Here is a 22,379-nt window from a genome sequence, read left to right as displayed (position 1 = left end):
GCGGCATGTTCGCATGCACTCATGAGCAGTTTTTCACGGGCCTGGTTGCCAAGGCCCGCGCATCGGCGGTGGGGATGATTGAACACCAGGCTTTCGATATCCGGGAAAACCACAGCCTTAGACGAAACTGCCAAGCAATTGCAAGCATGTTCGTTGGATTGGCGCTACAAACTCGGCGAATGCATACAGATTCGGACCTGAGTCTGGCAAATCGCGCTAGATCGGTCTGCTATGCTTCCGGCCAACCTATCAAATGAAGTCTGGAATGTCTGGGCGGAGTGGGGTGGGGATAGCGCAAGGAACAAGTGCTTGCAGCGAGATTGGTAGGGAGAGACCGGCAACTGCCTTGATCTACCGATGTCGTTGACGCCCAGAAGTGCTGCTGCATAGAATGGGTGAGCGCTCATCGTGCGCTGATTCGCGAATCAATGCGTTCATGTTCCAACAATTTGTGGAGAATCCTTTAATGAAAATGTTCACCGTCAAGGCCACCGCCCTGGCTATCGCGTCGGTTTGCGGATCGGCTGCTTTCGCTGGCACGATCACGCTGCCCGCTACGTCGACCAAGTACGCGGTTGAGTCGCTGGTCGGTACGACCGACATCACGCTGCCGACCATCCGTTACCAAATGGGCGTTGCACGTACCACGGCTCAGGACTTCACCGTGATCGTCAAGCCGACCGCCGGCGCCACGTTCACTGCTGCCAGCTGCACGGCCGCTCTGCCGACGATCACGCTGGGTGGCGCTGCCACCGGCGCGTTCACGCCGACCATCAAGCGCGCCAGCACCACGGAATGCGCCTATGAAATCGACGTGACGACGGCCTTCTCGGGCCCCGCCGGCGCGGACCTGGTCTCGCTGAACTTCCCCGGCCTGGTGCTGGACACCCACACGCTGAACATCGCTGGCAACACCGGTGGCGTGACCGTTGGTCTGTGGGACCTGGGTGAAACCGCTCGCATCGACAACTCGGCTGACGTGACCGCCACGGCTGCTCTGTCGGGCAACGCGCTGAGCATCACCGCCACGGCTGACACCGCCACGACCGCTGACGTGAACAACACGAACGGCCCGCTGTATGGCTTCGTCAACGGCGGCGCAGCCCCGGCTGACACCACCTCGACCGCTGTCGCCAAGTTCACCGTCAACAACAACAGCGGTGCTACCACCTGGCTGAAGCCGGACGGCGCCACTGCTTGGCAGTTCACCGTTGACGGCACGTCGATGGCTGTGACCATCTCGGGCACGAACTTCACGGGCCTGCACGCCACGACGCCTGTCACCGTGGCTGCTCCTGTCGGCGCTCCGGCTGTGACCGTTGGTGCTAGCTCGGCGACCTTCACGCTGCTGCCGGCCAACATCAACGCTGCCAACACGGCTCAAGACGTCACTGTCACGATGACCGCTGCTGGCAACACCTCGCTGGGCACCAGCCGCAGCTTCGGTGTGTCCGTCCTGGCCGACGTGGTCACGGGCGCTGACGAAACCCTGGCCGGTGGCAACACCAGCTGGTGGACCTGGACGGCCAACGCTGTCCAACTGTCGGCTCCGTACTTCTCGACCGACAACGGCACTGGCGTCCTGACCCGCTTCTTCTTCCAGAACCTGGGCCCGGCCGCTACGTACACCGCTGCTTGCCAAGCTGAAACCGGCAAGACCGTGACGACGGGTACCGCTGCTAGCGGCACCCTGGCTGCTGGTCAGACTGTCATCGACGCCAAGAACGTCTGCTCGTTCAGCAGCGGCATCCGTGGTTCGGTGACCTTCACGATCAACGCACCGGTCGCCAACATCAAGGGCGCCTACAACCTGGCCCTGAACGGCGGTCAAACGGCTTTCCTGCCGCTGGAGCGTCCGTACGGCAACAACAACACGACGAACGGCAGCTCGTACTAAGCAAGCCTCGTTCTCTGTTGAACGCAAAAGGGCGCCTTCGGGCGCCCTTTTTTTGTGCCTCGCACATGGAATAATTGCGGCCGCCCCGAGTCAACCCCTCCCTCTGAAAGTCATCGATCAAACATGCCCAAACTCGAATCGAGCTTGTCCCGCCAACGAGGCGCTGGCTTCACGCTGTTGGAGATGTTGGTGGTGCTGGTCATCATCGGCCTGATCGCCGGTCTGGTCGTGCCGCGGGTCACCCGTGGCCTGGACAAGTCCCAAGTTACCGCTGCCACGGCTCAGATCAAGATCCTTCGCGGAGCGGTCGAGAGTCTGCGTCTGGACATCGGGCGCTACCCCAGCAACGACGAGGGCCTCTCGATGGTGTTCAAGGCCCCGAGTGACCCTGTTCTGGCTGGCCGTTGGCGTGGTCCGTATCTGGATGAGGGAGTTCCCCTGGATCCCTGGGGCAAGCCTTACCAATATGCCGTGCCCGGCCGCGACGGCTTGCCCTTTGCGTTGTATTCGTTCGGCTCGGATGGCAAGCCCGGTGGCGAAGGAGATGCTGCCGACATTGGCAGCCTGCCGCCACAGTGAGCTCAAGAGGGCCCGGCAGCGGATTTACGCTGCTTGAAATGCTGGTGGTGTTGGCGTTGTTCGCGTTGGCCGCAGGCATCGTCGCTCCGCAGGCCGGTCGATGGCTCGAAGCCGCACAAGCGCGTGGTTGGCGAGCAGACCTCCGGGCTCGCCTTGAAGCTCAGCCGATTCGGGCGTTTCTTGCCGGTCAGGCCATCAGTCTGGATGCTCAGCAGTTGCGGGCCGAGTTGCCGGGAGCGCCTCAAGGCCTGCGCCTTGCCTTGAAACGACCCCTGAGGTACAGCGCGAGTGGTGCCGCCGAAGGTGGCGAGCTTGAGTTGATCGAAGGCGGCCGGCGCGAGCGTTGGCTGATCAGGCCGGTGAGCGGCGAAGTCCAGGAGCTGCTCCGTTGAAGCTCGCGACGCGCAAGTTGTCCGCTGACCGCACGTCCAGCGGCCTCGTCAAGGGCTTTGGTCTCCTGGAGGCCATCGTTGCTCTGGTGGTGCTGGCCACTTCAGGCCTGTTGCTGTTCACCTGGATCAACCAGAACTTGAATGGCGCCGCGCGCCTCAAGGATGCCGAGGCCAGAGCCCAGCTGCAACTGGAAGCGCAGGGATGGGTGGGTCGATTCAACCCTGCCATCGAATCGGCCGGCGAGCGAGAGGTCGCCGGGATGAAGTTGGCTTGGCGCAGCACTTTGGTCGAGCCTATGCGCGACGAGTTCAACTATGGCGCCAACATCGTTCCTCGATGGCAGCTGGGCCTCTACAGGCTGGACGTCAAGGCCAGTCGGCTTGATGGCAGTGTCCACGCCGAATGGCAACAGGTGGTCGCAGGCTGGCGCGCCAAGCCTGGGTTCAGTGAGTCCAAAGAGGGGGCGGGCCGATGAGCACGTGCTCCCGATCCAAACATCGCGCCAGTCACGAATCAGCGCTGCGCGGCTTTACGCTGGTCGAGATGCTGGTGAGCATGGTCATCGTTGCCATGATCAGCGCCATGCTCTGGCAAGCCATGCAACTGGTGATGCGGGTCGAGCTGATGCTGCAAGGCGCTACGGCTGAGTCGCAGCTCAACATGGTCCGCCGTGAATGGGTCCGCGGCTTGATAGAGGGCGCACTTCCCGAGCAACTTAACCTTGAGAAGCCGCAGTTCCAGGGGGATGCGACGGAGCTGCGCCTTGCCAGTGGCGAGGCCCTGGATCTGCCCGGAGTGGCTGGGGGCCGTATCAGGCTTCGATTGGTGCACTTGCCAGCCGAGCGCCGCAATGAACTGCAGATGTCGTCCTTGGAGTCGGAGGTCGAATCGTCGCTGGCGCAAGCTCAGCCGGCCGTGGTGCTGCTTCGATGGCAAGGACCAGCCGCGACATTCAAATATCTTGGGGATGATGGCCAGTGGCTCGAGCAGTGGCCCGTCGCGCTGCCGGCTGCTGGCGCGATGGTGCCGCACCTGCCACGTGCCGTTCTGATGAACTTGGGTGCGGCAACCGGCGGACCCTTGCTCGCGTCCATCGGCAGCGACGAGGCGCCGCGCATGCGACGCCTCGATTGGGAGCGCCAATGAGTCGAAGGCGAGCAGCGCGCGGCGCGGCCGCTCGGCAGCAAGGCTATGTGCTGTTGATGGTCGTCGCCGCGCTGGCGGTGGTGGCCTTTGTCGCCATGCGATTCTCGCTGCGCATCGATGAACTGCGTCGAGGGGCCGTGGGCTTTGACGAATACGCATCCGCACGAACCAAGGCGCTGAGTGCGCAGGCGGCGACGCTCTACTGGATGGCGACGCGTCCCATGATGGCCGATGGCCGGGGCGACGAATCGGCTGCGCTGCGCATGGACGGACGCAACTATTCACTAGGCTACGGCGCCTGGGTGTCGGTGCAGGACATGCGCGGTTTGCTCTCGGTAAATTCAGCGGATCGCGCCGTGCTCGGCAATCTGCTGATACTGGATGGAGTCGAGCCGCTGCAATCGCAAGCCTGGATCGATGTACTGGACGACTACCTCGATACCGACGATCTGCGACGACTCAATGGCGCTGAACGCGAGGACTATCGGCGCCAGTCTTTGCCCGCACCTCGCAACGACTGGTTGATGACACTGCGTGAGCTCGAGCACTTGCCGCTATGGCGCGACGACCCTGAACGACTGGCACGCATGAGCCGCTGGTTGAGCGTCAGCCCCAGCAACCAGTTCAACCCGGCCACCGCACCCGCTGAAGTGCTCAAGGCGGTCATGGTCGGAGCAAGTCCGGCCCAGATCGATCTGCTGCTTGCGCTGCGCAAGGGCGGACTGCTGACATCGGGGGCTGCGGCCGCCCACGCGACCGGTCTGGCGCTGGACCGCGAAGACTACTGGTTTGCACCGGGCTGGGACTCGCGCATCACGGTCTGGGCACCCGGTTTGCCCAGGGCGCTTGAGTACAATGCGCGCCTTACCCCGGCCGGTCGGACCGGGCCGTGGACCATCCTTGAGCAGCATTCAACGCCCCGACTCAGTCCAAGCAATGAGCCCACCGCTGCGCCTACCTTTCCGCTTCCCTTGGTCGCAAGCGAACCATCCTTCCCGACAAGCGCAGCTGCTTCGCGATCACCTTGAGCCAGCCAGCGGACGCACCTTGGGCGCCCAGCAGGTCGTGCTGTCACGCAGTCGCTGCCGACTGAAGTGGGTTCGCCTCCAGACCATCCCCGCGCCGGAGCGCGCGGCAGCACTGCGAATGCAGGCGGCGGCATGGCAGGCCTTTGACACGACCTCCTGTGCTCTCGTGGTCCTGGGCGATCTTGGTTTGGTGGTGGCGTGGGACGGTGAAAGTGCGGACCAGGACTTGCTCAAGGCCGGTCTGGATCCGAAGCGCTGCCGCCTGGTTCCTGAAACCTTGCTGCGTCGTCCCGAGCAGGATGGGATCTACCTGCAAGCCTGCCTCGAAGGTTACGAAGCCCAGCATTGGGCCGATGGCCAACTGGTCGCAAGCCGCTGGTGGCCTGACCTGCCTGAGCAGCGCGAGTGGCAGCTTTTCCTGCACACGGCATCGGGCACCGATCCATCGAATATTTCGTCTAGCAGGCCGGAGCCGCTGGCCCTGAGCTGGCTTGACCGGCCCTGGGCCACGACCGAAGGGCTGGACGAGCGCGCGGCCCAGAGTGACGACCGAGAGCATCGCCTGCTCATGCTTGGAGGACTGGCCCTCAGCGTTTGTGCCGGAGTCGTCGGCAAGCAGGTCTTCGACGTCCATCAGCTGAGCCTTCAGCGACAGAAAGAAATCACCAGCCTGCGGGCCTCCAGCGCCGACGTGCTGTCCAGCCGCGACCGGGCCCTCAGTCATGCGACCACGGCGCAGCAATGGGCGGCGTGGCTCAACGAACCACTGCCCATCGAAGTGATGGCTCATCTGCACGAGCTGATCAGCGGATCGGGTGCGCAGCTGAAGGAGTTGGAACTCACGGGCAGCAAGCTGCGGCTGGGATTGCAGATGCCGCCTCAAGCCTCTCGCTCGGCCATCGTGCGCGACCTGCAGGCCGGCGGCTGGTTCAAGGACGTGGCCGAAGCCCGTGTTGAGAACTTGGGGGGGCTGATGGTCCTCGATATGCGGCTCGAAGGTCTGCGGCCACCGGCGCGGGCTGCGCGGGCTGCGAGCGCGCCAACGGCCGCGGCTTCGGTGCCGAACCCGTTTGGCAATGCAGCGACAAGCGCCGCTGAGGTGTTTGGAGGCCGGCGATGAACGCCTCCCAACAACTGTCTGCCCAATGGCAGGAGCTGCGCAGCCAATGGGCGGCCTCGGCCCGCCTGCGCTGGGGCGTCTGGGCGGTGCTGCTCATCCTGGTCCTGTACGGCATGCAGCTGGCGCTGGACCATGTCGACCTGCAGCGCGAACGCATCAAGACCTTGGATGCTGAGTTGACGCGCATGCGCTCCCTGTCCGGCGAGCGAGCTTGGGCCGACCGGGCCAAGGAGGCCGAGCAACTCAAGATCGCCATGACGACCATGGCCTGGAACGACAACGACCTGGGCCTGACTGAGGCGGCGCTCCAGGACTGGTTGCGCAATATGGCTTCGCGCCTGGGACTGAAGACCAGGGACCTGACCATCGTGCGCGTGGAAGCCGGCAAGGGTCAGGATCCCGTCGCTGCATCCGCACTGCCGGCGGTGCCAAGCGGCTACGCTGTGCTGCGAGCCCGCATGAGCATTGAATTGCAGCGCGCGCCGCTGATGGCCTTTCTGGGCGAATGCACACGCAGCGAGCGCGCGGTCGTCGTCGAGCGGCTGGCCCTGCGAATGCAAGGGCCGGTGCCCATGGCTGAAGTCGACCTTCGTGTACTTGCTCGCAACGCAAAGGCCGGCACATGAACGCCTTGAACAAGAGCAGGCTCAAGTACGCGTCGGGGTTTGTGGTGGCGGCCCTGATCGGCGCGCTGCTTGCCCCCGGGGTGGAGCTCGACGCGAGCCTTGTGCAGGCACGTCGTAACAGCTGGGAATTGCCGGACCTGCCGCGCAAGCCGGAGCTGACGGCCATCGGGCTGTCGCTGGTGACATCACCGATGTTCGAACCCGAGGCGCAAGTGCGGGCTGCGGCCGCCGCCGCGGCAGCGGCCGAGAGCGAGGACAAGCGCTGGCGCATCGCGGGCCTATTCAGGCGCGACAAGCAGCGTGGCGTGCTGATCAACTTCATGGCACCGGGCAAACCGCCGCAGACACTGCATGTCGGCGACCGCCTGCCCAGCGGACACATGATTAAGAGGATTGATGATGGTGAGGTCTGCGTGCAACTGGGCAACAAGACCTACCGTCTGGGGGTGGAATACCGTGATTGACCGACTTCTTGAGCGAATGCCCGCCCGGGCAACGCTGGCCAGCTGCCTGCTACTGGGGGCCTGCGCCCAGATCGAGCCGAGGCTGCCGGCCGTGGTGCCCGGCGCCGCTTCGGTGAGCCCGAGCAGTGCTGCCCTGGGCAAGGAGAAGCTGTCGCCGACCATGGGCGTTGCTGCCAATCCGGTGGCGCCCGCGGCAAGCCAGGCAGCGGCCGACCCCGTCGTGCCTGTCGACACCAGCGGCGGTGAAGTGCTTGCTGCGGTCAATCTGCAGCAGGTGGCGCTCCCGGCCTTTGTGCAGTTCGTCTATGCCGAGGTGCTGCGCAAGAACGTCAACGTCCATCCGTCGATCACGGCCCGTCAGGACCTCGTGACCTTCCGCACCGGTGGCGGGCAGACAGCGGCACAGATCGAGCAGGCCGTGCGCCTGCTGCTGAAGAGCTATGGTGTCTCTGCCATCGACGTGGGCGGCCTCGTGCGCGTGGTCCCGGACAACGCACAGCTCGGCAGCCTGCCGACCATTCGTTACGGCTCCGCCACGGCCGACGTTCCGCTGCCGCTGCGACCGGTCTTCCAGCTGGTGACCTTGTCCACCGTGCGGCAGACCGATGTCACCAACTGGTTGCGCACCATGTTCGGCGAACGCATCACCGTGCAAGAGGATGCCGGTCGAAACGCCGTGCTGCTGCGCGGCAATCCGGACGACATGAAGGCGGCCCTCGAGGCCATCGAGGCCCTCGACCAACCAGCCATGAAGGGGCGTGCCAGCCTGGCGCTGACGCCAGCGTTCTGGTCCAGCGAGGAACTGGCCCGGCGGCTTGCCGAGGTGCTGGGCGCCGAGGGTTACGCCGTCCATCCGGTCGGACAGGCCATCACCCCCGGAGCCAGCCGCTATCCGGTGATCCTGCTGCCCGTGGCCGCACTCAATGCCGTCTACGTGTTCGCCGCGACCGATGCCGTCGCCAATCACGTGGCGGAATGGGCCCGTACGCTGGACAAGCCCAACGAGCGCGGCATCGGCAAGAACTTCTTCACCTACGCCGTCAAGCACAAGGACGCGGAACTGCTGGGCCAGACGCTGGACCGCATCCTCACGGGCAACCGTGGGGCGACCCCGGCTGCGGCCGCGCCGGGCACGACCGCAGGCAGCGATTCCGCAACGACCCGCCTGACGTCCGTCGTCGTCGACAAGTCGACCAACGTGCTGATCTTCCAGGCCCGGCCGGACGAATACGGCCAGATCACGTCGCTGCTGCAGACCCTGGACCGACCCACCAAGGCCGCCCTGATCGAGGTCACGGTGGCGGAGTTGTCGGTCGATGACTCGCGTGCTCTGGGCGTTGAATGGCTCAGCGACCATGGCGGCAGCTACAACGTCAATACCCAGGGCGGCACAGCCCTGGGAACGGCGGGCCTGAACTTCAAGGTCTTCAACAACGCCGGCGGCCTGCGAGTGGCCCTGAATGCACTGGCCTCCAACAACCGGGCCACCATTTTGTCGAGCCCGCGCCTGATGGCACGCAATGGCGAAGCGGCAACCATCCAGGTCGGTCAGGAAGTGCCCATCATCACGTCGCAGCAATCGACCGGCACGACCGCAGTCAACAATGGCCTCGGCCTGCTGCAGACGGTCCAGTACCGCAGCACCGGCGTGATTCTCAGAATCAAGCCGGTCATCCATTCCGGCGACCAGGTGGACCTGGACGTGACGCAGGAAGTCAGCGAAGCAGGCAAGACCGAGACTGGTGTGGCCAGCTCGCCGACGTTCCAGACCCGCAAGGTCGACACCAAGCTGACCCTGCGAAATGGCGCCACCGTGCTGCTGGGCGGCCTGATCTCCGAGACCGGATCGCAGGGCAATGCCGGCGTGCCCTTCCTGAAAGACCTGCCGCTGATCGGCAGCTTCTTCAGCAAGCAGTCCAAGGGGGGTGTCCGGCGCGAGTTGATCGTGCTGATCACGCCCTATATCGCCAACGACTCGCACGATGCCGAGGCGATCACCGACGCCTTCCGCAAGCAGCTCGGTTCCTGGGCGAGTGGTCCGGACAAGCCTGATACCCGGCCGGCCGGCACGCCGCAGCGCTGATGATGGCCAAGGACGAAGCCGGCATGGAGCGCCGCCCCCGCCGCCTGGGCGAGCTGCTGCTTGATCGCGGCCTGCTGCGCAGCAGCGACCTGGACGCGGCGCTGGGCTACCAGGCGGCCCATGGGGGTCGTATCGGTGCCGTCTTGCTGCGCATGGGTGCAGTCACGGCCGATTCCCTCTATCCGGTCCTGGCCGAGCAGTTGGGCATGCCGCTGCTCCGCGGTGCCCAGCTGGACGAAGCCGCCGTGCGCGCTGCCCTGGCAGAGCTCGGCGCGCCCGGGCAGCGACTGCTGGCCGCCGGCGTCCTTCCGTGGCGCGAGGCTGATGGTCGCTGGCAGATCGTCAGTGCCGACCCCTTGCTGGCCGATCTGCGCGAAAGCGTGGCCGCGCTGGATTCGCTGGAAGGCGCCGATTGGCAGCTGATGCCCGAGGCCGACCTGGAGCAATGGAGCCAACGCCTTGCCCGCAGCGAGCTGAACCTGCAGTCGCTGGATGCGCGGGCCCTGCGCGAACTGGCCGAGGACGCCCCGGTCATCGCCCTGGTCAACAACCTGGTGGCGCAAGCCGTCGAGGCGCGAGCTTCCGACATCCACCTGGAGCCGGGCGAGCGTGAATTCGAAGTGCGTCTGCGCATCGACGGCGTGCTGCACCTGCGCCAGAGCCTGGGCATGGATCGCTATCCGGCGGTTGCCTCGCGCATCAAGCTGATCGCCGGCATCGACATCGCGGAGCGGCGCCTGCCGCAGGATGGCCGCATCTCGATGCGCGCTGCTGGTGCCGAGATCGACGTGCGCGTGTCGTCCATTCCGGCGGTCTATGGCGAGTCCATCGTGATGCGCCTGCTGCCGAAGCGGCGCGACGACCTGTCGCTGGAACGGCTGGGCATGCGGCCGACCCAACTGGGCATGTTCAAGCGCTGGCTGGGTATTCCCAATGGCCTGGTGCTGGTGACCGGCCCGACCGGCTCGGGCAAGAGCACGACGCTTTACTCGGCGCTCGCGGCCACCAATGACCAGACGCGCAAGATCGTCACCGTCGAAGACCCGGTCGAATTCCGTCTGCCCCATGTGATCCAGGTGCAGACCCAGGCCGAAATCGGCTACACCTTTGCGCGCGCGCTGCGCGCCTTCCTGCGTCACGATCCCGACGTGATCATGGTGGGCGAAATTCGCGATCGCGAGACCGCGGAGATCGCCATCCAGTCGGCGTTGACCGGACACCTGGTGCTGGCCACCTTGCACACCAACGACGCGCCGGCGGCAATCACGCGCCTGGTGGACATGGGGGTCGAGCCCTTCCTCGTGGCGGCTTCGCTGCGTGCCGTGATGGCTCAGCGCCTGGTGCGTCGCCTCTGCGATGCCTGCGCGCAGCCCACCACGGCGCCTGCAGCCTTGAGTGACCGCTCCTTGCAGCTGTCTTTGGTCGATGCTGGCAGCGATGGCTTGCCGGTGTCCGAGCTGCCGCGCTGGCGCAAGCCGATCGGCTGCCCGGCCTGCGAGCAGACCGGATTCCGCGGCCGTGTGGGCATCTACGAAATGCTCGATCTCGGGCCCGATTTGCAGCATGCGATCGCCCAGGGCGAGCCCATCGCTTCGATTGAAGCCATGGCCAACGCCCAGGGCCGACGAAGCCTGGCGCAGGAAGGTGTCCTGAAGGTGGTGGCCGGCATGAGCACGCTGGACGAAGTCTTGCGGGCCACCGGCGGCAGCCTGGCGGACTGAAGCCATGCGATTCGACTACAGCGCGCGTGACCGTGACGGCCATGAGCACAAGGGCAGCATAGACGCCGCCGACGAGGGCGCTGCCGTGCGCCAGCTGGGCGCGTCCGGTCTGACGCCAGTCAGGCTCGACGCCGTCGATGTCCCGGCACGTCGCGCCGGTCGTGCTGCGAGCGGACGCATACGGACTGCCGACCAGACCTTGCTGCTGCGTGAGCTGGCGACCCTGCTCAGCGCCGGCGTCACCCTGGGTGATGCCTTGCCAAGCCTGGTGCAGGCCTATGCCGACCAGGCACTGGGACCGGCGCTTGATCGCTTGCACGGCCATGTCCGGGGCGGCGGTCGCCTGTCGGAGGCCTTGAGCGATGCAAGCCTGCGCCTGCCGCCCTTCGTGCTCGCCCTGACTCAGGCGGGTGAGGCCAGCGGCCAGCTGGCCCGGGCACTTGGCGAGGCGGCCGACCAGATGGATCTGGACCGCAAGGTCACGGAAGAGCTGCGCAGTGCCCTGATCTACCCGACCGTGCTGGTGGTGGCCGGCACGCTGGCGGTGCTCTTGATCTTCATCGGCGTGGTGCCCAAGTTCGCGCCGCTGATCCGTCGCGGCGGATCCAATGTGCCCGAGATGTCGCGCTGGGTGATCGAGTCGGGCGTTTTCCTGCGGGCCCACCTGACGGAGTTCGGCTTCGGCGTAGGCGGCCTCGTTGCCTTGCTCGGCATGGCGGCGAGCCGCGAAAACCTGCGCCATCAATTCATGCAGGGCTTGCTCAAGCTGCCCGGCATCGGGCCCTGGCTGTTGCAGAGCGAAATCGGGCGCTGGGCCACGATCCTGGGCACCTTGCTCGACAACCGCGTGCCCATCATCGAGGCCATGGGCATCTCGGCGCGCGTGCTGAAGTTCGAGATCCTGCGCAGTGGCCTGGAGCGAGCCGCGCGTGCGCTGCAACAGGGGCAGACCCTGGCCGTGGCCCTGGAATCCCAAGGCTGGTTCCCGGCATCGCGCCTGAACCTGATACGCGTGGGCGAGCGCAGCGGCGAGCTGCCCAAGATGCTGCTGGCACTGGGCCACAGCCAGACCGATGCGGCCCGTCTGATGCAGCGTCGCCTGCTGACCCTGATCGAGCCCGCGGCCATCCTGCTCATCGGCGGCGTCATCGGTTTCGTGATGGTCGCCGTGATGACGGCCATCACCGGCATGAATCAGCTGGCGGGCTGAGCCTCGGCCTGCGCGGCACGCAGGGCCTCGACGGCCGCCCGTGCCGCCGCCGGCAAGGGCTCGGAGTAGACCTCGGTGCGGCCGACCTGGGTGCGCTTGATTGCAGAGCGCAGGGCGACGCCGTCCGCCTGGTCTCGCAGGCCGAGTGCATCGAGGATTCGCTCCACATGTTCGGCCGGCGCCTGGCGCAATTGTTCCTGGCTGCAGCAGACCAGCTGGCCGGCAGGCAGTTCGGCGAGTGCCCAGCGCAAGCTCGCTGCGCTGGCCTGTAGCGCCGCCACCAGGAATTGCTCGAGCGCCTCGTCCTGCGACGGCCCCAGACCATGCTCGCGGAACATGGTGCGCCACATCTTCAGGTTGGACTGAAAAACGTCCGCCGGATCCCGCAGCATCCAGACGACCTTGGCAGCCGGGAAGCGGCGCAGGATGGCCTGCAGCCGGAAGCTGTGGTTGGGTGACTTGAGGATCAGGCCGCCAGCCGATGGAGCGCTGGCCTGCACGGCACGGAGAAAGGATTCCCAGGGCGCCAGCCACTCGCCGTGCTCCAGCCAGAACTCCTGCTCCAGCGTGGGCAGCAGCTCGAGGATGCGCTGCGGCTGCCAGAAGGCCCGGTAGGCGGAGGGCTGGCCCAGGGTCAGTAGTGCGAACTCGTCTTCCTGCGGCGACAGGGCGTCCACCGTCAGCCCATCCATCGGGCGGGCGATGCGCACGCCGCTGCGTGGCGGGTGCCCCAGCCGGAAAGCACAGGCATCCATGCATTGCCAGGTGAGCGGCGTTGGCCAGGCAGTTGCCGCGGTGAGCAGCTCATGCATCACGGTCGTGCCGCTGCGCCAGGGACCCAGTATCAGGAGCGGGGCCAGGTCTTGCGTACTGGCGGCGGGCCGCGCCTGCGCTTCGCTGAGGCGGGCGTTGACGCTGCCCCAGTGGGCTCGCCAGGCCAGGGCGGCCCTGAGCCGCCAGTCCAGCCTTGGCCAATGCGGGTCCTCGCGCAGCCAGGCCAGCAGCGGCTTGGACAGGGTCAGGGCGGGCAGCTTGAAGGTCATGGTTCCGCTACCAGCCGGTCGCGGCGTTGCTCGGCCGATGCCAGGTGCCCGCGCAGCGTCTGCAGCAATTGCGCCGCGAGCGCCGGTTCGCTGGCACTGAGGTCCTGCAGCTCGGTCGGATCCCGCTTCAGATTGAAGAGCTCGCTGCGCTGTTCGGCCAGGTGGTGCACCAGCTTGTGGTCACCAAGGATGAGAGCGTAATGACCTTGCGAGATCGTCTGGAAGCGGCTTTGCCGTTCCATGGCCATGGCGAAGACCGGCCTGTTCTCAAGTCCTTCGCCTTGCAGCGCCGGTCGCAGGGAGCGTCCGTCGGCATAGGGCAGGGCCTTGGCGCCGGCAAGGTCGGCGATGGTGGGCGCCAGGTCGGCGAGGCTGACCGGCGTTTCGACGCGCCGGGCCAGGGTCTGCCCGGGCAGCTTGATCACCAGTGGCACCTGCAGCACGGCGTTGTGGATACGCTCGCCGGCGTGGCCGAGGAAGCCCCGCTCGAACGACTCGCCATGGTCGGAACTGATGATCACCAGCGCCTGGTCCAGTCGTCCCTGGGCTTTCAGCTGGCGCAGCAAGGCACCCAGCGCGGCATCGGCGCCCATGATGCTCTCGCGGTATCTCAGCCGGTACTTGTCGATGCTGGCCTGGGCGGCGGGGGCGTAGTCGCCCATGGCGCGGAAGTCGCCCCAGCGCTCCAGCTCGCCGCGCGGCAGCAGCTTGTACTTGCTGACGGCGGGCGGCAGGTAGGGATCATGAGGCGGTAGCGTATGCAGCCAGACGAACCTGGGCTTGTCGCCGGCTTGCTTGAGCAGCGGATCGAGGGCACGGTAGGTGTGTTCCGCGGCGTAGGGATGCTTGTCACCCTGCCGGTAGACGTCCAGCGTGTCCAGGAAAGGCAGCAGGCTGGAAAACCAGTAGGGCAGGGTGGTGGCACCCAGGCGTGTCAGGGCAACGCGCGGTAGGTTTCCGAGCGCATCGGACTCGGTGATCACCGCGCTGTCCCAGCTCGCCGAGGTGCCGTGGTGGCGCGGGCTGGCCAGCAGATTGGCGTTGAGCGAATGGGCTTCGTAGCCGACCTCGCGCAGCTGTCTTGCGAGCGATGGGTCTTGCAGCGGTGCGGCGACCGGTGCGGCGATCTGTACCGCCCAGTGGGTCCAGGGCAGGGCACCGGTCTCCAGCGTCGAGGTGCTCGGCGTCGTGAAGTTGCTGGTCGAATAGGCGCGGCTGAAGCAGGTGGCTGAGGCTGCGAAGGCCTGCAGTTCCGGCATCAGGCCCGGACCCTCGCCGCAGACGCGCGCATCGGCTTCGGCCAGCGTGTCTATGGTGATCAGGTAGACGTCAGGGCGAGCCGGCCCGGGCGTGCTGGTGGCTACAGGGTTGGTCCTCAGCATCGTCGGTGGCGCCATCACGACTACTACCAACGCCACGACGAGCAGGCCCTGGGCAGGTCGCTGCAAGTCGGCGAGGCGCTCCACCAGGCGCAGCATCAGGCGGGTGAGGCCGAAGCGACGCACCAGCCAGGCCAGCAGGGCCAGGAGCAGCACGGCGGCCCCAACGCGCATGGCCGGGCTGATCGCGAATGCATCGCCGGCCAGCGACCGGAGCCAGGCCCAGGCGCTGCTGCCGAGTTGCCAGAGGCAGACCCACAGTGTGGGCGCCAGCACAAGGGCCCAGGCCAGGATGCCGCCCCGTCCGGCGGTGCGTGCCAGGCGGTCCAGTGCCGCGGCGGCCAGGCTGCCGAACGCGGCCAGCAGGGCAGCGGGCAGGAGCAGCAGTACGTAGGCTAGTGCCGCGTCGCGCAGCAACTGCATCGGCGTCAGGAAGGCGACGTAGGCATCGATCTGGCGCAACAGCACCAGGGGCATCCAGACCAGGCCCAGGGCCGCGAAGGCTGTCCAGAGTCGCGGCCAGAAACCGCGCGCCGCCAGCGCGACGCCGTCGCCGTTCATTCCTCGCCGCGGCCGCTCAGCCGGCGCCAGGCGCGACGGAAGAAGTCGGCGATCCAGCGGCGCAGGAACAACCAGGCGCCCACCACCGCGGCGAACAGCGGTGCCAGCAGCTGGAAGAGCAGCCCGCCCGCGTTCGGGTCGATGTACGCATGGGCCGAACCGCTGCAGGCAACGAAGAGCAGCAGGAACAGCGCGAGCAGACGTTCGATGGATCGTTTGGGCATGGTGCAGGTCTGAGGGGCTGCCGCGGCGCAGCGATAAAAGCGTGTCCGCGCGGGTCGGCAGCAGGCCGCGAATTCTATCTGCTGCACTGCTGCCGGATGGTCGTCCCGCCCTGGGGCCTGCCCTTAGAATCCGTCGCCCCAGCCGTTCGGCTGCGGGCACCCTGCACAGGCCACCGTCACCTCCAGCCGACCCACCCGCCGCCTTGAGAATCGCCCGCCACACGCTGTTCAATCTGCTGGGTCTCGGGGCGCCACTGCTGCTGGCGCTGCTGCTCATTCCCTCCCTGCTGCAGGCCCTGGGGCCCGAGCGCTTCGGCCTGCTGACCCTGATCTGGGCGGTCACCAGCTATTTCGGACTCTTCGACCTCGGCCTGGGACGGGCGCTTACGCAGCAACTGGCGGTCAGCCTGTCGCAGGGAGATGCGCAGCGGTCCGGCGCCCTGTCGGCCACCGCGCTGGTCCTGATGGCGGGCCTGGGCCTGATCGGCGGCTTGCTGCTGGTCGGGCTGGCGCCGGCGGGTGTTGCCGCCTTCCCTTCGCTCACTGATGCCAAGGCGGCGCGCATCGCCCTGCAGCTGATGGGCTTCGGCCTGCCGTTCATGGTGATAACGGCAGGATTGCGCGGCATGTTGGAGGCCTGCCATGCTTTCGGCCTGATCAATCTCGTCCGGCTGCCGCTGGGCGCCTGGACCTTTGCCGGCCCCTGGCTGGTCGTGAAACTCTGGGGGCCGGACCTGGCGCTGATCACTCTGGCCCTGGTGCTGGGCCGGGTCCTGGCCTGCGGTGTCCATGCCTGGGCGGTGTCGCGCGCGCTGCCGCAGTTGCGCGGTCATCTGCAGTGGCAGCGCCGCTGGGTGCGGCCGCTGCTGGTGTCGGGCGGCTGGCTGACGCTGAGCAATGTGATCAGCCCCCTGATGGGCTATGCCGATCGGTTCTTCGTCGGTATTGGCATTTCCGCAGCGGCAGCGGCCTACTACGCCACGCCGCAGGAACTGGTCACCAAGCTCTGGATACTGCCGGGCGCGCTGACGGCCGTGCTGTTGCCGGCCTTCGCAGCCCAGCTGGCGCGCAGCGATGACCACAGCTGGCGGCTGTTCGATCGGGCCGTCGGCCTGCTGTTCCTCGTGCTGCTGCCGATCACGCTGGGCCTGGCCCTGTTTGCGAACGAATTGCTGAGCCTGTGGCTGGGGGCGGAGTTCGCCGGTCACAGCGCAGCACTCTTGCAGCTGTTTGCGTTCGGCATCCTGATCAATTGCCTGGCCCATGTACCGCTGACCTGGTTGCATGGCGCCGGCCAGTTCCGCGGACCGGCCCTGCTGCATGCGCTGGAATTGCCGGTCTTCCTGCTTGGCCTCTGGGCCTTGACCCGTGCCTGGGGAATGCAGGGCGCGGCCTGGGCCTGGCTGTTGCGAATGTCGGTCGATGCGGCGGCCCTGTTCCTGCTGTGCGGGCGGCAACGTGGCGGCGCAGCCTGGCCGATGCGCCAGTGGCTGGCCGGCACGCTGCTCGTGCTGCCGGCCTTTGCTGCGGCCGCGCTGCCCAGCCTGGGCGGGCGCTTGCTGGTCTGGCTGCTGCTGACCGCCCTGGCGACGACAATGGCCTGGCGCCAGCGCCACTTCAATCCATGAGCCAGCTTCCCCTCGTCAGCATTGTCACGCCGGCCTACAACCAGGCCGACTATCTGCGGGCCACCATCGAGAGCGTGCTGGCCCAGGACTATCCGGCGCTGGAGTACCTGGTGATCGACGATGGCTCCGGCGACGCGACGCTGGCAATTGCCGAAGGCCTGGCCCGCGAGCATCCCGGGCGCCTTCGCGTGCTGACGCAAGCCAACGCAGGCCAGGCGGCGACGCTGAACCGCGGCTGGTCGCTGGCGCAGGGCCAGATCCTGGCCTACCTGAGCTCGGACGACTGCCTCTGTCCCGGCGCGGTGAGCGCCATGGTGGCGGCGCTCAACGCGCACCCCGAGGTCGCCGTGGCCTATTGCGACTTCTGGCTGATGGATGCCGCCGGCCGGCGCCTGCGTCCGGTGCAGGCGGCCGAGTTCGATGCCGAGCAACTGCGCGTCGAACTGGTCTGCCAGCCGGGGCCGGGTGCGTTCTTCCGGCGCCGCGTCTTCGAGGCCACCGGCGGTTGGGACGTGCGACGTCGCCAGGTTCCCGACTTTGAATTCTGGTTGCGCGCTTCCGCCGAAGGCGCTTTTCTGCGGGTGCCCCAATGCCTGGCCGACTACCGCATCCATGAGGGCTCGGCTTCCTTCATGGTCATGCCCGAGGCGCGGGCCGACGAGATCGTCCGCGTCGTCGAAGGTTTCTGGGAGAGCGCGCCGGATGCGGGCAGCGCATCGCGCGCCACGGCTCGCGCGCTGAGCATCGCAGCCAAGAATCACGCCCAGTCCGGACGACCCCTGCTGGCCCTTGGAAGGCTGGCCCAGGCCTTCCAGCGGCGCCCCGGCCTGGCCCTGGAGCCGGCGATCTGGCGCCAGTTGCTGGTCGGCTTCACGCGCCGGGCCTACTACGGCGCACGGCGGGTGCTGCGTGGGGTGGCCGCATGACCGCTGGACGCCGTCTGCTGCTGCATGCGCCCAATGTCCATACCGGCGGTGGCCTGGTCCTGCTGCAGCAATTGCTGGACGCCTGGCCCGCCCAGGCTCCGCTGATTGCCTGGCTGGACCAGCGCGCCAAGGCGGCACTGCAGCTGCCCGCGCAGGCCGAGGTGAGCTGGGTCAGCCCGAGCCTGGCCTCGCGTCTGGGGGCCGAGGTTTCGCTGGCGCGCCGGGCGAAGGCCGATGATCGCGTGCTGTGCTTTCACGGGCTGCCGCCGCTGCTGTGCCGCGCCGAGGCGCAGCTGTTCCTGCAGAACCGCAACTACCTGGGCCAGGTGCCGCTTGACGAATACGGATGGCGCACCCGCTGGCGCAATCGCGCCGAGCAGTGGATCAGCCGCCTCTATCGCTCCAGCGTCAGCTGCTACTACGTGCAGAGTCCGACCATGGCCCGCGCCCTGCAGGCCTGGTTCGGATCCGAGCCGGCGCCGCTGCGGGTGCTGCCCTTCGTGCCGGACCTCGTCGTACCAGCAAGTGGCGAGCCGCTTGCCAAGCCATTCGACTTCGTCTTCGTGGCCGACGGCGAGCCGCACAAGAATCACCGGCGCCTGGTCGAGGCCTGGCAACTGCTGGCCGGGCAAGGCCTCAAGCCTCGCCTGGCCGTGACGCTGAGCGACCGGCATGCCGCCTTGCGGGACTGGGTGATGCAGCAGGCGTCGGTGCACGGTCTGGCCATCCACAACCTGCCGCAGCGCCCGCACCATGAAATGCCGCAGTTCTACGCCGATGCCCATGCGCTGATCTTTCCTTCGCTGGGCGAGTCCTTCGGCCTGCCGCTGGTCGAGGCCCAGGTCCTCGGCCTGCCCATCGTGGCCAGCGAACGCGACTATGTGCGCGACATCTGCCATCCGGCCGAGACCTTTGATCCGGAGTCGGCGGTCTCGATCGCGCGGGCCGTGCGGCGCTTTCTCCAAAGGCCCGAAGCCTTGCAGGCGCCGCTCACTGCGGCCGAGTTCCTGAGCCGCATCGATGGCGGCGAGCCGCGCTGACGCCGATGCGAGTGCTGCTGCTGAGCCAGCATTTCTGGCCCGAGTCCTTTGCGATCAACGAGGTGGCTGCCGCGCTGGTCCAGCAGGGCTGCGAGGTGACCGTGCTGACCGGCAAGCCCAACTACCCCGAGGGCCGGGTCTTTGGTGGCTACCGCGTGGCAGGCATCCAGCGCGAGTCTTACCAGGGCTGCGAGATCGTGCGCGTGCCGCTGCTGCCGCGCGGCCCGGGCGGTGCCCTGCGCCTGATCCTGAACTACCTGTCCTTCGTCGCCAGTGCCTCCGTGCTCGGCAGCTGGGCCCTGCGTGGCCGCCGCTTCGACGTGATCTTCGTGTACGGCACCTCACCCATCCTGCAGGCGATTGCGGCCGTGGTCCTGAAGTGCTTCAAGAAGGCTGCGCTGGTGACCTGGGTCCAGGACCTCTGGCCGGAGAGCCTGCAGCTCACCGGCTATGTCAGCAGCCCGCGCCTGCTGGCCGCCACGGCCGCCGTGGTGCGCTGGATCTACAAGCGCTGCGACCTGCTGCTGGTGCAGTCGCGCGGCTTCATCGCGCCGGTGCAGGCGCTGGCCGGCGCCACGCCGGTGCGCTATCACCCGAATCCGGGCCGCCTGCCCGCACCGGTGACAGCGGGCGGGCCGCGCCTGGGAGAGGGCTTCAAGATCGTGTTTGCCGGCAACCTCGGCATGGCGCAGGGGCTGGACACCGTGCTGGACGCGGCCGCCTTGCTCGGGCCCGGCAGCGACATCCGCTGGGTGCTGGTCGGCAGCGGAGCCCGATCGGACTGGCTGGCGGCGCAAGTGCAGCAGCGCGGCCTGCAGGCGCAGGTGCTGTTGCCGGGCCGCTTCGAGCCCGAGCAGATGGGCGGCATCTATGCCCAGGCCGACGTGCTGCTGGTGTCGCTCAAGCGTGACGAAGCTCTGAGCCGGACCGTGCCCAGCAAGCTGCAAGACTACCTCGGTGCCGGCCGCCCCATCCTGGCCGCGCTCGATGGCGAGGGCGCTGCGCTCGTCACCGAAGCCGGTGCCGGCCTGGCCTGTCCCGCCGAAGACGCTGCCGCTCTGGCCGCCGCTGCGCTCCAGCTCAAGCAGGCAAGTGCGGGCCAACGCGAGGCCATGGCCGGCGCGGCACGGCGCTGCTTTGACGCCAGCTTCGAGCCCGAGGCGCTGGCACGAACGCTGCGCGCGCACCTGGCAGCTGCTAGGGATGAGGGACAATCCGCGCCATGACTGGAACGACTCCTCGCCGATTGCTGGTGCTGGGCGCCAACGGCATGTTGGGCAATGCCGTGCTGCGCTGGTTTGCACAGGATCCGCAGTACCGCGTCTTCGGTTCGGTTCGCAAGCTGGCGACCGTCGAGACCCTGCAGAGCCGCCTGCCGCAGGTCACCTTCGTGGCCGATGTGGAGGGCGAGCAGCTGAGCAGCCTGCGACGCCTCTTCACCGAGGTCCGGCCCGACCTGGTGATCAACTGCATCGGCGTGGTCAAGCAGCTGGCAGGGGCCGAGGATCCGGCCATCGCCATTCCCATCAATGCGCTGTTGCCGCATCGCCTGGCTCGCCTGTGCCTGGCGAGTGGCGCCCGGCTGATCCATATCGGCACCGACTGCGTGTTCTCCGGTGCGCGTGGCAGCTACACCGAGGACGACGTGCCGGATGCCAGCGACCTGTATGGCCGGAGCAAGCTGATGGGCGAGGTCGACTACCCGAACGCGATCACGCTGCGTACCTCGATCATCGGCCACGAGCTCAACACCGGGCACGGCCTGGTGGGCTGGTTCCTGTCCCAGCAGGGGCCGGTCAAGGGCTTCAGCAAGGCCATCTTCTCGGCGCTGCCGACGGTCGAGCTGGCACGGGTGATCCAGGAGCATGTGATCCCCCGGCCCGAACTGCATGGCACCTATCACGTGGGCGCCGAAACCATCAGCAAGTACGACCTGCTGGAAATCGTGGCCCGCGAGTATGGCCGGACCAACAAGCTGCAGTCCGACGCTGAACTGGTGATGGACCGCTCGCTGAACGCCGAGCGCTTCAACGCGATCAGCGGCTATCGGCCGCCGGCCTGGTCGGAGCTGGTCCGGCGCATGCGCGAATTCGCCTGAGCCAACCAGCCTTCCAGCTGGGCAATCAGCGTCGCGCGGTCGAACTCGCGCCTGCAATAGGCCCGGCCGCTGGCCCCCATGGCCTGCCGGGCCTGTGGGCTCAACGCGGCGAGCTCAAGCGCTCGCGCCGCCAGCGCCTTGCCGTCGCCCGAAGGGCAGACCAGGCCTGCGCCTGCGTCGCGTATCACCTGGGCGCCTTCGCCGTCCAGCATGCCCAGCAACGGCCGTCCGGCGGCCAGATAGGCCTGGACCTTGCCGGGAATGGTCATCGCGAAGATGGGTTCGGCCTTCAGTGACACCAGCAGAGCATCCGCACCCTTGAAGAAGCCGGGCATGCGCTCCAGCGGATGCCGGCCGAGCATGAACACCGTGTCCTGCAGTCCCCGGCTGGCGATGGCTTCGCGCACCTCGGGCGCGGCGCGGCCGTCGCCGACGATCAGCCAGCGGATCTGGCGCTGTTCGCGCAGCTGCTCGGCCGCATCGAGGATGGCCGGGAAGTCCTGGGCCTCGCCGATGTTGCCGGCGAACATGATGTTGAAGAAGCCCTGGTGCTCGACGACCTCGGGTGCCGGCGCCACCGCATCCAGGTCGGTGTCGAAGGTGGCCTCGGCCCACTGCGGGAAGTAGCGGGTCTTGGCCGGATCGCGCGACCAGCATTCGATGCGCGGAAAGAAACCGCGCGACTGGGCCAGGATCAGGTCGCAGCGCTTGTAGATGAAGCGCACCAGGTGCCCCACCCAGCCGAGCAGCCGCGGCGAGCGGACTACGCCGATGGCCGACAGCGTGTCCGGCCACAGGTCCAGCACCCACAGCAGCAGCGGCGCGCGCTTGAACTTCTTGATCAGCAGGGCCGGCAGGGCCGAGGTGATAGGCGAGGTCTCGAACACGAAGATCGCGTCGAAGGCCCGGCCGCGCAGCTTCCAGGGGCCCAGCAGGCAACCCCAGAACACGAAGCTCCAGTAGTTCAGCACCAGGCGCAAGCTGCCCTGGCCGCGCGGGCGCAGCGGCACGCGTATGACCTCGGCACCGGCGTAGCGCGAGAAGGCCTCAGGGTCGGCGGCGAACTCGGGCAGCACGACGCCGTCCGGATAGTTGGGCCGGCCGGTCAGCACCGTCACCTCGTGGCCGCGCGCCGTCAGCTCGGAGACGATCTCGTTGACACGGAAAACCTCGGGCCAGAAGTACTGGCTCAGCACGAGCACGCGCAAGACCC

The 22,379-nt window shown here is 67.2% G+C and carries 21 protein-coding genes; 17 read left to right on the top strand and 4 right to left on the bottom strand.

Translation table 11 applies throughout. The features are described from left to right. Window positions 1-466 precede the first annotated feature (466 nt). From QT382_RS15865 to QT382_RS15810, 12 genes are all read left to right on the top strand, one after another. Complete coding sequence (locus tag QT382_RS15865) at window positions 467-1,897, top strand: hypothetical protein (RefSeq protein ID WP_289255063.1); 1,431 nt, start codon at window positions 467-469, stop codon at window positions 1,895-1,897. Window positions 1,898-2,020: 123 nt separating this feature from the next. After that, window positions 2,021-2,476: a type II secretion system major pseudopilin GspG gene (gene gspG, locus QT382_RS15860; protein WP_289255062.1), complete on the top strand. Its 456-nt coding sequence runs from the start codon at window positions 2,021-2,023 to the stop codon at window positions 2,474-2,476. Next, the gene (locus QT382_RS15855; protein ID WP_289255061.1) at window positions 2,473-2,868 is read left to right on the top strand and encodes a type II secretion system protein; all 396 of its coding nucleotides are present in this window, start codon (window positions 2,473-2,475) and stop codon (window positions 2,866-2,868) included. Before gspG ends, QT382_RS15855 begins: the two co-directional genes overlap by 4 nt. Next, window positions 2,865-3,344, top strand: coding sequence for a type II secretion system protein (locus tag QT382_RS15850; protein ID WP_289255060.1), 480 nt, complete (start codon window positions 2,865-2,867; stop codon window positions 3,342-3,344). Before QT382_RS15855 ends, QT382_RS15850 begins: the two co-directional genes overlap by 4 nt. Next, the gene (locus QT382_RS15845) at window positions 3,341-4,015 is read left to right on the top strand and encodes a PulJ/GspJ family protein (RefSeq protein WP_289255059.1); all 675 of its coding nucleotides are present in this window, start codon (window positions 3,341-3,343) and stop codon (window positions 4,013-4,015) included. The genes QT382_RS15850 and QT382_RS15845 overlap by 4 nt, the downstream gene beginning before the upstream one ends. Next, window positions 4,012-5,043: a type II secretion system protein GspK gene (locus QT382_RS15840; RefSeq protein WP_289255058.1), complete on the top strand. Its 1,032-nt coding sequence runs from the start codon at window positions 4,012-4,014 to the stop codon at window positions 5,041-5,043. Before QT382_RS15845 ends, QT382_RS15840 begins: the two co-directional genes overlap by 4 nt. A gap of 19 nt (window positions 5,044-5,062) precedes the next feature. Beyond that, complete coding sequence (locus tag QT382_RS15835; RefSeq protein WP_289255057.1) at window positions 5,063-6,163, top strand: hypothetical protein; 1,101 nt, start codon at window positions 5,063-5,065, stop codon at window positions 6,161-6,163. Then, a complete protein-coding gene (locus tag QT382_RS15830) occupies window positions 6,160-6,789 on the top strand; it encodes a hypothetical protein (RefSeq protein ID WP_289255056.1) in 630 nt (209 codons plus the stop codon). Before QT382_RS15835 ends, QT382_RS15830 begins: the two co-directional genes overlap by 4 nt. Next, window positions 6,786-7,253 carry a hypothetical protein gene (locus tag QT382_RS15825; RefSeq protein WP_289255055.1) on the top strand — a complete coding sequence of 156 codons (468 nt, stop codon included), beginning with the start codon at window positions 6,786-6,788 and terminating at the stop codon, window positions 7,251-7,253. Before QT382_RS15830 ends, QT382_RS15825 begins: the two co-directional genes overlap by 4 nt. A gap of 16 nt (window positions 7,254-7,269) precedes the next feature. Next, window positions 7,270-9,336, top strand: coding sequence for a type II secretion system protein GspD (locus tag QT382_RS15820; protein WP_289255054.1), 2,067 nt, complete (start codon window positions 7,270-7,272; stop codon window positions 9,334-9,336). A 2-nt stretch (window positions 9,337-9,338) separates the two neighbouring features. Beyond that, window positions 9,339-11,057, top strand: coding sequence for a GspE/PulE family protein (locus QT382_RS15815; RefSeq protein WP_289255053.1), 1,719 nt, complete (start codon window positions 9,339-9,341; stop codon window positions 11,055-11,057). Between the two features lie 4 nt (window positions 11,058-11,061). Next, entirely contained in the window at window positions 11,062-12,267 is a 1,206-nt protein-coding gene (locus QT382_RS15810; protein ID WP_289255052.1) for a type II secretion system F family protein, read from the top strand. On the opposite strand, the gene QT382_RS15805 is transcribed toward QT382_RS15810, so the two are convergent. The 3 genes from QT382_RS15805 to QT382_RS15795 are packed head-to-tail and all read right to left on the bottom strand — an operon-like array spanning window position 12,252 to window position 15,474. Next, window positions 12,252-13,310, bottom strand: coding sequence for a sulfotransferase family protein (locus QT382_RS15805; protein WP_289255051.1), 1,059 nt, complete (start codon window positions 13,308-13,310; stop codon window positions 12,252-12,254). The two genes, QT382_RS15810 and QT382_RS15805, sit on opposite strands and share 16 nt — an antisense overlap. Beyond that, window positions 13,307-15,250: a sulfatase family protein gene (locus QT382_RS15800; protein ID WP_289255050.1), complete on the bottom strand. Its 1,944-nt coding sequence runs from the start codon at window positions 15,248-15,250 to the stop codon at window positions 13,307-13,309. Before QT382_RS15800 ends, QT382_RS15805 begins: the two co-directional genes overlap by 4 nt. Further along, window positions 15,247-15,474 (bottom strand): hypothetical protein, encoded by a 228-nt coding sequence (locus tag QT382_RS15795; protein ID WP_289255049.1) that lies wholly within the window; start codon window positions 15,472-15,474, stop codon window positions 15,247-15,249. The genes QT382_RS15800 and QT382_RS15795 overlap by 4 nt, the downstream gene beginning before the upstream one ends. 203 nt (window positions 15,475-15,677) lie before the next feature. Between QT382_RS15795 and QT382_RS15790 the strand changes: the two genes are divergently transcribed. The 5 genes from QT382_RS15790 to QT382_RS15770 are packed head-to-tail and all read left to right on the top strand — an operon-like array spanning window position 15,678 to window position 21,166. After that, a complete protein-coding gene (locus tag QT382_RS15790; RefSeq protein ID WP_289255048.1) occupies window positions 15,678-17,102 on the top strand; it encodes a flippase in 1,425 nt (474 codons plus the stop codon). Beyond that, window positions 17,099-18,028, top strand: a complete 930-nt coding sequence (locus QT382_RS15785; RefSeq protein ID WP_289255047.1) for a glycosyltransferase family 2 protein — start codon at window positions 17,099-17,101, stop codon at window positions 18,026-18,028. The genes QT382_RS15790 and QT382_RS15785 overlap by 4 nt, the downstream gene beginning before the upstream one ends. Continuing rightward, window positions 18,025-19,068, top strand: a complete 1,044-nt coding sequence (locus tag QT382_RS15780; protein ID WP_289255046.1) for a glycosyltransferase — start codon at window positions 18,025-18,027, stop codon at window positions 19,066-19,068. The genes QT382_RS15785 and QT382_RS15780 overlap by 4 nt, the downstream gene beginning before the upstream one ends. A gap of 5 nt (window positions 19,069-19,073) precedes the next feature. After that, on the top strand, window positions 19,074-20,294 hold the full coding sequence (locus QT382_RS15775) for a glycosyltransferase family 4 protein (RefSeq protein WP_289255045.1): 1,221 nt from the start codon (window positions 19,074-19,076) through the stop codon (window positions 20,292-20,294). Continuing rightward, on the top strand, window positions 20,291-21,166 hold the full coding sequence (locus tag QT382_RS15770) for a dTDP-4-dehydrorhamnose reductase family protein (protein ID WP_289255044.1): 876 nt from the start codon (window positions 20,291-20,293) through the stop codon (window positions 21,164-21,166). Before QT382_RS15775 ends, QT382_RS15770 begins: the two co-directional genes overlap by 4 nt. Here QT382_RS15770 and QT382_RS15765 read toward each other — a convergent pair. After that, window positions 21,112-22,368: a glycosyltransferase family 4 protein gene (locus tag QT382_RS15765; protein ID WP_289255473.1), complete on the bottom strand. Its 1,257-nt coding sequence runs from the start codon at window positions 22,366-22,368 to the stop codon at window positions 21,112-21,114. The genes QT382_RS15770 and QT382_RS15765 overlap by 55 nt on opposite strands. Between the last annotated feature and the right edge of the window lie 11 nt (window positions 22,369-22,379).

This window comes from Pelomonas sp. SE-A7 (assembly GCF_030345705.1).
GTDB lineage: Bacteria > Pseudomonadota > Gammaproteobacteria > Burkholderiales > Burkholderiaceae_C > JAUASW01.
This window is presented reverse-complemented; position numbering and strand designations above follow the sequence as displayed.